We start from the raw sequence: 13,198 nt of genomic DNA, 5'->3' as shown, positions 1-13,198 counted from the left end.
CTTCCAGCTTAGTGCTGCCTCCGGAGGGATGGTCAGGACGAACAGTCGGGAGCGGCGCCAGATAGGCTGGGCTGACGGTTGGTTCTTTGATTAGCTATGTGATCGTGGGGGTGGGGGTGCTGTTTCCTTTTCAGTTCGGAACAGAGTGGACTTGGCTCCTCGGCGCGTGGGCGATCGTTGAGATCGTCTTGCGCGTCGTGCTGCTGGGCGTCATCCCCGGAAACCGCCGCCCCACCACGGCCATGGCGTGGCTCCTTGCCGTCTTCCTCGTTCCGTCCGTGGGTTTCGTCCTGTTCCTTTTGTTCGGCAATTTCCGCTTGTCCCGCCGTCGCCGGGAGCAGCAGGAGCAAGTCAACGATCGGGTGCGCGCGGGCACTTCGGCGCTCGCCGACGTCGTGAGCAATTACTCGGGACCCGAATGGGTCACGTCTGCTGGTGAACTGAACCGGCGCCTCGGCTCGCTGCCGATGGTGGACGGCAACTCCGTGGAGCTGATCCCCGGCTACGAAGAGTCCATCAAGGCCATGGCGGAAGCGGTCCGGGGGGCCGAGGAGTTCGTCAATGCGGAGTTCTACATCATGAGCAGTGACTCCGTCACGGACGAACTCCTCACCGAGTTGGAAAACGCAGCAGCGAGGGGTGTCAGCGTCCGACTTCTGTTCGACCACATCGGTACACTGCGGATCCCCGGCTACCGAAGACTGGTCCGCAGGCTCAAGGGCGGCCAGATCCAATGGCGCCGTATGTTGCCGTTGTTGCCCATCCACGGCCAGTGGCGTCGCCCGGACTTGCGGAACCACCGGAAAATCCTGGTGATCGACGGCGAAATCGCCTTCACCGGCTCGCAGAACCTGATCGAGCCCTCCTACAACAACCCCAAGCACCGACGCGCCGGACGTAAATGGGTGGAACTCATGGCCCGGATGGAGGGACCGATCGTTGCTACCCTCAATGTTGTCTTCGCTACCGACTGGCTCAGCGAAACCGATGAATCCCTCGAAAACCAGTTGCAGGTCGCGGTCCGAGCAATGCCCGGCCGAATGACGGCCCAGGTGGTTCCCAGCGGCCCGGGGTTTGTCACGGAAAACAACCTGCGCCTGTTCAATACGCTGATCTACTCGGCCCAGCACCGCATCTCGATTTGCAGCCCGTACTTCGTGCCGGACGATTCGCTGTTGTACGCCATTACGACGGCGGCCCAGCGTGGCGTCGACGTGGAACTGTTTGTCTCCGAGAAGGGCGACCAGTTCCTCGTCCACCACGCCCAGCGCTCCTACTACGAGGCACTGCTGGAAGCCGGGGTACGGATCTACCTGTACCGTGCGCCGTACGTGCTGCACGCCAAGCATTTCACCATCGACGAGGAAGTGGCCGTGCTCGGTTCCAGCAATATGGACATGCGCTCCTTCTCGCTCAACATGGAGGTGTCCGTGATGCTCCTGGGCGCCGAGGCCGTGGACAGCATGCGCTCTGTGGAGTCGAGCTACCGGGAAATGTGCCGCGAGCTGACCCTGGAGGGCTGGCTGCACCGGCCGATGCTTGCCAAATACGTGGACAACGTGGCGCGACTGACCGCCACGCTGCAGTAAGGCTCAGTCCTCGGCGCAGGCCTCGTCCGCGGGTTCGCCGTGGATCCTCGACAACAGCCCATGGAGTTGCTGGAGCTCATCGGCGGAGAACCCGGCAAAGGCCTCCTGCTCGACGTCGGCCACTGCAACTTCAATCGACGCCACCGCGCGTTTGCCTTCCGCGGTGATTTCGACGATATGACGACGGCGGTCCGCGGGATCGCGGCGTCGTTCCGCCAGCCCTTCGCGTTCAAGGTCGTTCAGGACCGCTACCAGTCCGCTCGCATCGATGGAGAGAGCATCAATCAGGCCCTGCTGACTGAGCGGCCCGGACTCGTCAAGCCGGCACAGCAGCACGGCATGCCTTGGGCTGAGCCCGGAAGAGTCCAGCGCCTGGCGGAGGCGCGTATTCATGATGCGCCCGTGGCGCGCCAAGAGGAACCCCAGTTGCTTTCCTGCTGCCGAAGAACTCATCAGGAAAATCTTATCACTGAGGAAATTATTGATCATCTCCAATCGTTGTCATTCATAAACGATCTGGGCGGCACGGGCCGAGCAGCGTGAGCTTTCTACCTAAGGAGTTGCCATGAATAACCACTCTCCGCACCCCACCGTGGTGGTTATCGGCGGAGGCTACGGTGGGATCTCCGTAGCCAAGGCCTTGGACGAACATGCAACGGTTACCTTGGTGGAGCCCAAGGACGCCTTCGTACACAACATTGCGGCCCTCCGATCTGTGGTCCAACCGGATTTCCTGCCGCGGATGTTCCTTCCCTATGACCGTCTGCTCGCGCACGGTGAGGTACTCCGTGACCGCGCAATCCGGGTAGACGGGCACACCGTCGAGTTGGCTTCGGGTGCCAGCCTGGCGCCGGACTACATTGTCCTCGCAAGCGGTTCCAGCTATCCCTTCCCGGCCAAAAGTGATCGAGTGGTCACCACCGACGCCATCGCCCGCTACCAAGCAGCACATGATGACCTCAAACGCGCGGACAGGGTGATGCTGCTGGGCGCCGGGGCGGTAGGCCTTGAATTTGCCGGCGAGATCGCCTCCGCGTGGCCGGACAAAGACATTGTGCTGGTTGACCTGGCGCCGGACATCCTTCCCGGACCGTATGATCCACGGCTGCGGATTGAGGTCAACCGGCAGCTGGATGAGATAGGCGTGCGGCGAATCATGGGCAGCGCGTTGGTGCAGTTGCCTCCGGTTCCTGCGGGTGAATTCGCCACGTTCACGGTCAACACCACGGACGGTACTGTCATTGAGGCGGACATCTGGTTCCGCTGCTATGGAATAGCCCCGCAGACGGACTATGTGGCGGGAGGTCTCCTTGCCGCACGGACCGCCGAGGGCTACCTGGAGGTCACCCCCGAACTCCGCGTCGTTGGCTTCGGGAACGTCTACGCTTTGGGCGACATTTCAGCGATCGACGTGAACAAGGCTGGCGTCGCGGGACGCGAGGCCGCAGTTGTTGCCAAGAACATCCAAGCCCAGATTGACGGCTCGGCGGAACTGGCCGCTTACACGCCGTCGAAGCCCGTCATCATCCTTCCGTTGGGACCGTCCGGCGGCTCGGGACAACTGCCCGACGGCGAGATCGCCAGCCCGGAGCTGATCTCCCAGATCAAAGGCCAACACATGATGATCGACCGCTACGTCGAAATGTTGAACCTCGGCGCATGAGCTGAGCTGGGTCAGTACTCACCCTTGATCACGAAGAAGGAGCCGCGGATAACACCTGCCAGCTTCGACTTCTGGCGAGCGAACTTGAAGCGTGACGCCAGTTCCTCCGGAATCTCCATGCCGTCCGAGAGTTTGAATCCGACCGCCCGCTTCCCGCCGGCCTCGATGCTGTACATGACGTTGATCGACAGCCCTGACTCGTAGAAGACGTAGGCCATCCGCAAACCGTCGACTTCGAAGGCGGTCGCTTCCAGCGGGCGGGAGCTGATGACGATGTCACGCTCGTCCTTCAGGATGCGGCTCACCCGATCGACGACCTCCGGAAGCTCGCTGGCAGGGCTCACTGTGAAGACGTGGTTGTACTTGTTCCGGTAGTAGCGGCCCTCGTTGGCGCGCAACCCGGCAAGCGCCTCAGCAACGGGAGACGATTCCAATCCGACGGTAGAAACATTCTCGAAGTCAACGATGTGCGGCATGCACCCTCCTGGTAAGACGTATTTGGACCAATGCTAACGTGACGACGTTCCAGCACTCCCAAAGGGGCTTTCCTTCCCGCTGCAATGGGGCGATTCTGGAATTCCAAGCATGTTTGGAAGCGTTCTTCGGAGGCATCATGGCGCGGAAAAACGAGTCCCCGGCTGTGCAGGCACCGCCCGAGCCGGGAGACGAATACCCTGAGAAAGTCCGAATCCTGGCCGAAGGCCGATTGGTCAGCGACAGGCTGTGGAACGCGGACCTCGCACCGGCCCGGCAACGCAACTGGAGGGTCCGCAGCCTCTTCGCCCTGTGGATGTGCGACGTCCACAGCATCGCCGGTTACACTTTCGCGGCCGGCCTTTTCATCACCGGCCTGGTGGGCTGGCAAGTCTTCCTGGCCCTGGTCCTCGGCATTACCCTCGTCTATTTCCTGATGAACTTTGCCGGGACGGCGGGGCAGAAGACCGGGGTACCGTATCCGGTCCTGGCGCGGATGTCCTTCGGCCTCTTCGGTGCCAACCTGGCCGCCCTGATCCGGGCACTTATCGCCATCGCCTGGTACGGTATCCAGACCTGGCTCGCCTCGGAAGCCGTGTTGGTGCTGCTGTTTTCCGTGTGGCCCCAGCTGACTTCGCTCGACGGTCCGGACGTGCCACGCATCCTTGGCCTGACGCCTGTCGGCTGGGCGGCTTTCCTGGTCCTCTGGGCGGTCCAGCTGTTGGTCATCCGCCGGGGCATGGAGACGGTGCGGAAGTTCCAGGACTGGGCCGGTCCCGCCATCTGGGTGGCCATGTTCGCGCTCGCGATCTACATCCTGACGCAAGCGGGCAACAAGTTCAGCCTCTCGATCCCCGGCGTCGCGCCTTTGGACGGCCCCGCAGCCTTGACTCAGTTCTTCTCGGCCATCGCCCTGACAGTCACCTACTTCGCGGCGCTTCTCCTGAACTTCTGCGATTTCTCCCGGTTCGCGCCGGACCGCAAGACCATCCTGCGTGGCAACTTCTGGGGCCTGCCCGTGAACTTCATCGCGTTCGCCCTGGTCACAGTGGTGGTCACAGCCGGCGCGGCGTCCTACTTCACCGCAGACCAGTATGCCGGCCAGGACATGTTCAAGGTGATCACCGATCCGGTGGCGATCGTCCAGGCCATCAAGAATCCGTGGATCACCATCATCGCCGCCGTCACGTTTGTGGTGGCTACGATCGGCATCAACGTGGTGGCCAACTTCGTTTCGGCCTCCTACGACCTCGCCAACGTGGCCCCGCACCGGATCGACTTCCGCCGCGGCGGCCTCATCAGCGCAGTGCTCGCAATCGTGATCCTGCCGTGGAACCTCTTCAGCAGTCCCGTGGTGATCGTGTACTTCCTGGGCGGCCTGGGGGCGCTGCTTGGTCCGCTGTTCGGGGTTATCTTCACGGACTTCTTTCGCATCCGGCACCAACGTTGCAAGGTCTCGGACCTGTACCACGAGGACGAGAAAGGCCTCTACTTCTACACCAAGGGCTGGAACCTCAAGGCCGTTGCCGCCCTGGTTCCAGCCGCCGTCGTCGCAGGCGTTTTGGCGCTGGTCCCGGCGCTGCAGACCTTCCTCCCGGGAGGCTCGGGCCTGGGCCCGTATTCATGGTTCGTGGGGGCAATCCTGGCCAGCCTTATCTACTACACGATCACCCGCAACGACCCCCGGACAGTCCGCGCCCGGACGGAGGAGCACGACTGATTCTTAGGTAGTCGGAAACTCCGCGCCGAGCGCCGAGAGCACGCCGAACGCCTTGGTACGGACTTCGTCGTATTCGTCCTGGGGCGTGGAGTCCGCTGTGATGGCCCCTCCGACGCCGAGACTGAGCGTGCGTCCGCCATCGCCGTCGGGACCCATCACCAGGGTCCGGATCACGACGGCGAGATCCGTCGCCGCGTTGAGCGAAAAGTACCCGATTGCGCCGGAGTAGACTCCTCGGGGTCCGGACTCCAACCCGTCAAGGATGTCCATGGTGCTGATCTTCGGGGCGCCCGTCATGGACCCGGCGGGGAACGCGGCGGCCACGGCCTCGGCCCGGGGTGCTCCGGGCCGCAGCCGGGCGTCGATAGTGCTCACCATCTGGTGCACCGTGGCGTAGCTTTCCACCTCACACAGCCGGCTGACGGTCACCGATCCGGGCACGGCGAAATGGCTGAGGTCGTTGCGGAGCAAGTCCACGATCATGATGTTCTCGGCACGGTCCTTGAGCGAGGATTCAAGGCTGCGCCGCAGGGCCTCGTCGATGGCGGGATCGTTGGCCCGGCCCCTGGTGCCCTTGATCGGCTCGGCCCGCATGCCGCCGTCGGAGGTTATCCGCAGGAAGCGCTCCGGCGAGGTACTCGCGACCGTCAGATCTCCGAACCGCAAGTAGCTCGCGAACGGCGCCGGGTTGCGCTTGCGCAGCGCGAGGTAGCTCTCCCACGGGTCCAGCCCGGGATCCGGGGCGGTCACGGCGGTGGTCAGGCAGACCTCGTACGTGTTGCCCTCGGCGATCTGGTGCTGGGCGTCGGTGATTTTGCTTTTGTATTCGTCCTCGGTGTCGCGGCTGGAGAACTCGAGCGCCACTGTATCGCTCCCGACGGCGGGATCCCTGTCCGAGTGCCTCGGCGCGCCGGCCGCTTGGGGTGCCGGGGTTATCGAGGTCCTGGCTGCGGACAGCACAGCCTCGCGCGCAAGCCCAAGCCATTCGCCGGCGTCGGGAGCGTCGATGGCAAGCAGCCAGACGGCAGCGTCACGGTGGTCGATCACTACGGCCCTGCCGGCGAAGAGCAACGCCGCATCCGGAGTGCCGGCTTGGACATCGCTGCCACCGGTCTCCCGCTTCAATTCATAGCCGAGGTACCCCAACCAGCCGAGCGTGAATTCGCAGTCATAGCCTTCAGGTGCCCGCAAGGCCTTGCGGCCCCACACGGTGTCCAGCCAGCGGAAGAAGGGGCCGGTGGTCTCAACGTTTGCGCATCCGGTGCTGATCCGGGTGGCTCCGGAACTGTGCATTACAGCCTGGCCGAAGGAGCCGCCATCGTCCGCGAGGATACTGAAGCGGCTGCGTTCGGCGGCAGCGTTGGAGGATCCGGCGTCGCTGACTGTGTCCCTGTTGGAGGACGTGTTGGAGGAATCGAGCCAGACTGCGTTGGCGGACTCGGCGTACAGCGCGTGGAACAGGACCGCGGCGTCCGGCGTGGCGTCGATCCGTTCCGCCTTGAGCTGCAAGCCGCGGCGTGCCGAGAGCTCGGGCGCCAGCACAGGGGAGAGCGAAGGGAGGTAGTTCAGCGCCTGCAGGGCGTCATCCGGGGCGTCGCCGTCCGCCCGGTTCAGTACCCGGACGTCGGTGTGATCGAGGACGTCGTCGGTTTCCAGCCACACGTCCTCCTGCGCCGCCCAGCTGTCCCAGAACGGTTCGTAGCTGCTGCCGTCCCGGGCCATCGCACGGTGCCGGCGATCGTCGTCGGGAGCGTCCACCCAGACCACGGCGTCCAGCATGGGCCGGGCGGCACTCGCGGCTGCCCCGACGCCTTCGACGATGACGATTTCGGCAGGCAGCGTCACGTGGCTGCGGCCGTCGTAGTGTTTCTCCCAGTCCCAACTGACCCACTCGGCGGCGTCGCCGTGCCGCAGCGGTGCCAAGACCGTGGTGACGTAACGCTCGATGCCCGCGGCGAGGCCGTTCCAGCCGGGATAGATGTCCTCAAGATGGAATAGCGACACCTTGTGATGCATGCGGAGGCGGGCGGCAAGTTCGACGGCGAGAGTGGTCTTTCCCGCGCCGGAGCGGCCATCGATGGCGATGATCACAGGTGCTGGGGTCATGAAATAGAGCGTACCTGCTGTGGGTCGAGGTGCTGTGCGTGCTGCCTAGCGGTAAGGGCGTCCCGCGTGTGCGCGACGATCCCGGGAACGGCCGCGCGGATAAGGTCCCAGGTGACGTCGAAATCGTGATGGCCGCCGTACCAGGGATCCTCGATGCCCAGGTCCAAGGTGCTCCGGCCCGTTACGGACGGGTCGAAACTGCGCAGCATACGGATCTTGGCGAGTGTCTCCGAATCCGGGGCGGCCTCGTGGAGCCAGCCGTAATGATCTACGTCGAGGGCCAAAATCAGGTCCCGCTCCCGGAACCACTCCTGGCGCCAACTCCTGGCGATGTGACCCTCGGAGCGGATGCGGTGGGCCGAAAGGACCCGGGCCGCGCGAGGATCGATGGGGTGTCCGGCCTCGTAGGAGGTAGTTCCCGCAGAGTCCACGACCACCGCTCCACCGAGCCCTCCGGCGTCGAACGCTTCAGTCAACATCAGTTGCGCCATGGGTGAGCGGCAGATGTTTCCCGTGCAGACGGTGATGATGCGGTATGGGCTCGACGCTGAGTACATGGAGCAAGCATGGGGGATGCCACCCCGTCTTGGCTAGTCAAAAGGGAAGGGAGATTACGGAATTTGTAAAGTCGCTGGTGGAGGCGTAAAAGCATAGGCCGGGTCAGGAAATCCGCAGGTGCTCCAGGACTTCCTCAGCCCCGGGGTAGGCGGCCTGGGTGCCCTTCTTGGTAGTAGCGAGCGCTGCGGCCACCGAAGCGAACGCCGCGGCTTCTGCCAGGGTTTCGCCCGCGGCGAGGCGGGCAGCCACGGCACCGGTGAAGGCATCCCCCGCACCGGTCGTATCCACGGCATTGACCTTGGTGGGCGCGATCCGGGAGATCTGTTCCCCGGATGCGGCGAGCGAATCCAACACCACCGAGCCATGGGAGCCGAGCGTAACCAATACCCGTTGCAATCCCCGCTCGACGAACTGGATTCGGACAGGCTCCCAGGCGCTTGCGTGCGCCCCCGGGTGGGGCATCTCGGCGTCGCCCAGGAACAGGGACGCTTCGTGGGCGTTGACCAGCAGCACATCGCTCAAGGCGGCCAGGCTTTGCGGGATCTCGGCGTACGGCGAGAGATTCAACAGAACCGTTGCTCCGGCGTCGTGCGCTGTTTTGGCGGCAGCCTCCACAGTCTCAAGGCTGACCTCCAGGCAGAGGCAGAGCACCGCGGCGTCGTCGAAGGCGTCCGCCGACACGTCCGCCGGAGCGAGCGTTCCGTTGGCACCGGCCGAAATGATGATGTTGTTCTCACCATGCGCGTCCACCGCGATAACCGCGACGCCGGTGGCCACATCCGCGGAACGGCGGACGCGCGAAACGTCCACGCCGGCCCCTTCCGTGGAGGTGAGGAGCATGTCACCGTTGGAGTCGCTTCCGACTGCGCCGATCAGGCTCACCGTGCCGCCCAACCTGCTCGCCGCGACGGCCTGGTTGGCGCTCTTGCCGCCGGGATTGACCGCGAAACCGTTGCCGTGGACGGTTTCGCCCGGGAGCGGGAGCCGCTCGCAATAGATGGTCAGGTCCGCGTTCAAGGACCCGACGACGACGATCGTGCGGTTCACCTTTCAACCTCGGCTTCGAGGGGCTTGGGGATGAGCAGCGACGCCGCGAAGGCGGCAACCGTGATGGCCAGGCCGACGACGACGACCGTCAAGTACGAGGCCTTGGCGTCGCCGAGCGCCGAGGTCGCCACAAGGACCGCCGGCAACACCAGGAAGCTCAGGCCAGCGCCGAGGTTGAAGGCTCCGGCATTCATTCCGGGCAGGAAGCCGGGGTTGCCGGCGGGGGAGAGGACAACTCCGAGTCCGTTGAGCATGATGTTGACCGTACCGGCGTACATGATGCCGAGCAAGGCCGTTCCCACGATCATGATCGGCAGGCTGCTGAGGCCGAAGAACGCGATGATTGCCAAGGCCGCGATGCTGCCCAGCATGCCGATGCGCAGGACTTTGGTGTAGCCGAGTACGGGTGCGAGCCGGCCGCTGATGGGTCCGAATACCCAGCCGAGGAGGGCGTAGGGCGTGAGGATCATGAGCGACATCTCGGTGGGGCCGACCCCGAATCCCGGTGCCGCGGCCTGGACGTAGGCCGGGACGATGCCGTTGATGACTGCGAAGATGCCGGTCATGGCGAGGGTGGTGGTCAGCAGCGGCGCCCAGGTGGAACGCTGGCGAAGGTGGATCGTCTCCACCATCGGCTCCTTGGAGCGCTTCTCCCCAGTCCACTTTTCAACTGTCCAGAAGGCGGCGAACGCGGCAGCGGCGACCACAATCAGTCCGATGGCCAGCATCAGCGTTCCGGAAGAGAAAGCGCCGACCAGCTTGGAGCCTTCGTTGAGGGCTGTCAGGAGTGCGCCCACAGCGATGACAATGAAGAATACGCCGAGCCAGTCCATGGTGGTGCCCGCGGCAGGCTTGCTCTCGCCGGCAAGGATGGCGATCAGGGCCGTGGCCACGATTGCGAGGCCGACCATGAGCCAGAAGATGCTGCGGAATCCGAAGTGCTCGGCGAAGTAGCCGCCCACGAAGGAGTCGACGCCGGCAACGCCGCCGTTGACTGCCGTGATGAGGCCCATGAGGGCTCCGTACTTGCGCGGGTTGTTGACCGCGGAGCGCAGCATGATGAGGCACAGCGGGACGGTAGGGCCGCTGACGCCCTGGACGATGCGGCCCACGAAGAGCCATGTAACGTCGGGCGCCATGGCTGCGATGACCGAGCCGACGGCCATCAGCAGCATCATGCCGATGAGGATCTTCTTGCGGCCGACGATGTCGCTCAGGCGCGGCAGGAAGAGGGAGAACAGAGCTGCTGCCGTGAAGAACCAGGTCTGGGAGAGGCCGATGACCGCCTGGTCCGTGTGGAGTTCGTTGCCCATGGTGACCAGGGCCGGGCTGAGCATGGACGCGTTGAGCTGGAAGGCTACGCAGGCGGCCAGCAGGGCGACCATGAGGGCCGCGATGTTGCCGCGTTTGGTTTTGGTTTCGTTGATGAGGGTGGTCATTTACTTGGTCTCTCCTGCGATGCTGGCGACGGCGACGGCAGCGTCGTCGCTAATGGTGGCGGGAGCGCCGGCAGTGCCAGTTGTGGGATCGCCGATGCGGGTGATCGCGTCAGTGACGAGGTTCCAGAACTTTTCGTGGTCGAGGTCGACGGCGACGGAGGTGTTGCAGTCGGCCGGTGCGGGGGCGCGGAAATCGGCCACGGTCATGCCAAGCGTGAGTTTGCCCTGCAGCTCGATGTCGACGGGGACCTTGCGGGTAGTCATCACTGTGGGGTCGATGACGTAGGCCACGGCGCAGGGATCGTGCACCGGGGGATAGTCAAAGCCCTGGGCGTCTTTATAGGTCTTGGTGAAGAACTCCATCAGTTCCATGACGAACTTGGCCGGCTTGGTGCCCACGGCGGCGATCTTCTCAACGACCTCGGGAGTGGCCAGGGCCTGGTGTGTTAGGTCCAAACCGACCATCACGACGGGCCACTTTTCGTTGAAGACAATGTGTGCGGCTTCGGGGTCGATAATGATGTTGAATTCGGCCACGGCACTCCAGTTGCCTACGTGGTAGCCGCCGCCCATCAGGACAACTTCCTTGACGCGTTCAACGATCCGCGGCTCCTTGCGGGCGGCCATGGCGATGTTGGTGAGTCCTGCAGTGGGGACCAGCGTGACGGTGCCCGGCTCGTGCGCCATGATCGTTTCGATGATGAGGTCGACGGCGTGGCGCGGGTCCAGCTCGATGGTGGACTGGGGCTGCTCGGGGCCGTCCAGGCCGGTTTCGCCGTGGATGTCCGGCGCGGTTTCGATGGAGCGGACGAGCGGGCGGTCGCAGCCGGCGGCAAAGGGAACGCCGGTGATGCCTGCGATGGTGCCCACCGACAGGGCGTTGCGGGTGACCTTCTCGAGGGTCTGGTTACCCACCACCGTGGTGACGGCGAGCAGTTCGATGTCCGGGTTGCCGTGGGCCAGTAGCAGGGCCACGGCGTCGTCATGCCCGGGATCACAATCCAGGATGATCTTCTTGCGTTCACGGGTCATGGTGTTGGGGTCCATGTTCATCTCCACGTCATTGGGGCCTGCCGAGGCAGGGCGCTAAAGCATTCAGAGGAATTCTGGCACTCGCTCGCGTACTACGTCAAACGCTTAACGCGAATTGCGTCAAGCGCTTGATGCCTTGCGGCGTGGGAAGGGGCTGATTCCCGCTACGATCGTTGTATGGAATCCGCGGAACCAATGCATCGGGCCTCAAACCGTACGCAGCGCGTCACCGCGGCGATGGTGGCCTCCCTGGCAGGGGTCTCGACTGCGACGGTGTCCCTGGTTGCCAACGGCAAAACCCAGGGCAGGGTCTCCGAAGACAACATTTCACGGGTCCGCCAGGCTATCGCCGAACTCGGCTACGTGGTGGATGGCATCGGCAGTTCCTTGGCCAAGGGCGTGAGCTCGATTGTGATCCTTGTGGCGCCGGACATTTCCAACCCCTTTTTCGCAAAGGTCATCGCTGGAGTCCGGGAATCGCTCGGCTCCGAGTACCAGCTGTTGCTCTCCGTGACCGACGCCGGTGAGTTCCCCCGTGCGGAGGACGTCCGAAAGCTCCTGGCCCTTCGTCCCGCCGGCCTGCTGGTGGATGCGCCCAACGCAAGCTTCCTGGAGGAGCTGTCCGTTGCCGGGCCGCTGGTCCTTCTCGATGCCCCCGGCCTCGAAGCCTATGCTCCGTCCGTGAACCTCGATGTTGCCCATGGCGCCCGTGAATTGGCCGCGCATCTTGCTGCTTCCGGACACAAGCGGGTTGCCTACGTGGACAGTGTGACCGGCACAGCCACGTTCGAGGTTCGCCGGGCGGCGTTCCTGGATGAGGCAAATTCCTGCGGTATTTCCGTTGCGGACGCGCACATCATCAGTACCACCATCGACGTCGGCGCTGCCGCGGCTGCCTTCGCTGCCGCCTGGCCGGACTGGCAGCGTGCCGGGATCACCGCCGTCGTCTGCGGAACGGACACCCACGCCTACGGTGTGTTGCAGGAAGCCCGAGTGGCCGGTGTCCGGATTCCGGAGGAACTCGCCGTTGCCGGCTTCGATGACCTGCCGTATTCGGCCACGAGCAACCCGAGCCTGACCAGTGTGCACTTGCCGGCCACTCCGCTGGGACTCAAGGCCGGCGAACAGCTCCGGGGACTGATGGAAGGCCGTGAGCTGGAACAGCCGCAACTGACCCTGGAGAGCTCGTTGGTGGTGCGCGGCTCCACGGCTTAGGTTTCCCCGTCGATTGCTGAGTAATTGTCGGTTTGAGGCTCCAAAACGACACTTTGGGCCCACACCGGCGAGGGCCCCGGCCTGAGCTTGCGAAGGCTGGGAGCCGGTGGGGAGCAATCGATGGGGGCTGTGGATAACTTCTGCGAGGGTGCGCTGTTTTCTGTTCTGATGGGGCCATGAAAACTCCGCGTCGCCTTCCGTTGAGTCTGGAGAGCCGGCCGTTCACTATCTCCGAAGCGGCCCGGGAGGGCGTCAGTCCTGGGCGTCTCCGGCACGGCTCTCTGAAGAGACTCGGCAGGGGGATTCGCTCGGAAAGCCCGACGGCGGAGCTCCCCTTGTGCGTCCGCGTGCGCCC

Annotated in this window: 11 protein-coding genes; 4 read left to right on the top strand and 7 right to left on the bottom strand. The window is 64.2% G+C overall.

The window, feature by feature from the left end; translation table 11 throughout:
• Nucleotides 1–116: 116 nt before the first annotated feature.
• Nucleotides 117–1,589 (top strand): cardiolipin synthase, encoded by a 1,473-nt coding sequence (gene cls, locus AB4Z38_RS13435; RefSeq protein WP_441430177.1) that lies wholly within the window; start codon nucleotides 117–119, stop codon nucleotides 1,587–1,589.
• Nucleotides 1,590–1,592: 3 nt separating this feature from the next.
• Here the strand turns inward: cls and AB4Z38_RS13430 are convergent, their stop codons facing one another.
• Complete coding sequence (locus AB4Z38_RS13430; RefSeq protein WP_366177869.1) at nucleotides 1,593–2,042, bottom strand: MarR family winged helix-turn-helix transcriptional regulator; 450 nt, start codon at nucleotides 2,040–2,042, stop codon at nucleotides 1,593–1,595.
• Between the two features lie 112 nt (nucleotides 2,043–2,154).
• On the opposite strand from AB4Z38_RS13430, the gene AB4Z38_RS13425 reads away from it, so the two are divergent.
• On the top strand, nucleotides 2,155–3,252 hold the full coding sequence (locus tag AB4Z38_RS13425) for an FAD-dependent oxidoreductase (protein ID WP_441430176.1): 1,098 nt from the start codon (nucleotides 2,155–2,157) through the stop codon (nucleotides 3,250–3,252).
• A gap of 11 nt (nucleotides 3,253–3,263) precedes the next feature.
• Here the strand turns inward: AB4Z38_RS13425 and AB4Z38_RS13420 are convergent, their stop codons facing one another.
• Nucleotides 3,264–3,728, bottom strand: a complete 465-nt coding sequence (locus AB4Z38_RS13420) for a phage tail protein (RefSeq protein WP_441430175.1) — start codon at nucleotides 3,726–3,728, stop codon at nucleotides 3,264–3,266.
• 137 nt (nucleotides 3,729–3,865) lie between these two features.
• On the opposite strand from AB4Z38_RS13420, the gene AB4Z38_RS13415 reads away from it, so the two are divergent.
• Nucleotides 3,866–5,446: an NCS1 family nucleobase:cation symporter-1 gene (locus tag AB4Z38_RS13415; protein WP_441430174.1), complete on the top strand. Its 1,581-nt coding sequence runs from the start codon at nucleotides 3,866–3,868 to the stop codon at nucleotides 5,444–5,446.
• 3 nt (nucleotides 5,447–5,449) lie between these two features.
• Here AB4Z38_RS13415 and pabB read toward each other — a convergent pair whose 3' ends face one another.
• From pabB to uriH, 5 genes are all read right to left on the bottom strand, one after another.
• Nucleotides 5,450–7,552, bottom strand: coding sequence for an aminodeoxychorismate synthase component I (gene pabB, locus AB4Z38_RS13410; RefSeq protein WP_441430173.1), 2,103 nt, complete (start codon nucleotides 7,550–7,552; stop codon nucleotides 5,450–5,452).
• A complete protein-coding gene (locus AB4Z38_RS13405; protein WP_441430172.1) occupies nucleotides 7,549–8,109 on the bottom strand; it encodes a low molecular weight protein-tyrosine-phosphatase in 561 nt (186 codons plus the stop codon). The genes pabB and AB4Z38_RS13405 overlap by 4 nt, the downstream gene beginning before the upstream one ends.
• Nucleotides 8,110–8,212: 103 nt before the next feature.
• On the bottom strand, nucleotides 8,213–9,157 hold the full coding sequence (locus AB4Z38_RS13400) for a ribokinase (RefSeq protein ID WP_441430171.1): 945 nt from the start codon (nucleotides 9,155–9,157) through the stop codon (nucleotides 8,213–8,215).
• Nucleotides 9,154–10,596: a uridine transporter UriT gene (gene uriT, locus AB4Z38_RS13395; RefSeq protein WP_441430170.1), complete on the bottom strand. Its 1,443-nt coding sequence runs from the start codon at nucleotides 10,594–10,596 to the stop codon at nucleotides 9,154–9,156. Before uriT ends, AB4Z38_RS13400 begins: the two co-directional genes overlap by 4 nt.
• A complete protein-coding gene (gene uriH / locus AB4Z38_RS13390) occupies nucleotides 10,597–11,643 on the bottom strand; it encodes a uridine-preferring nucleoside hydrolase UriH (RefSeq protein ID WP_441430169.1) in 1,047 nt (348 codons plus the stop codon). It lies immediately after the preceding gene.
• A 222-nt stretch (nucleotides 11,644–11,865) separates the two neighbouring features.
• Between uriH and AB4Z38_RS13385 the strand changes: the two genes are divergently transcribed.
• Nucleotides 11,866–12,843, top strand: coding sequence for a LacI family DNA-binding transcriptional regulator (locus AB4Z38_RS13385; protein WP_441430245.1), 978 nt, complete (start codon nucleotides 11,866–11,868; stop codon nucleotides 12,841–12,843).
• Nucleotides 12,844–13,198 lie beyond the last annotated feature (355 nt).

It is taken from the genome of Arthrobacter sp. 2RAF6 (assembly GCF_052115205.1).
Taxonomy (GTDB): domain Bacteria; phylum Actinomycetota; class Actinomycetes; order Actinomycetales; family Micrococcaceae; genus Arthrobacter.
The sequence above is the reverse complement of the archived record's forward strand: the minus strand, read 5'-3'. Positions and strand labels throughout refer to the sequence as shown.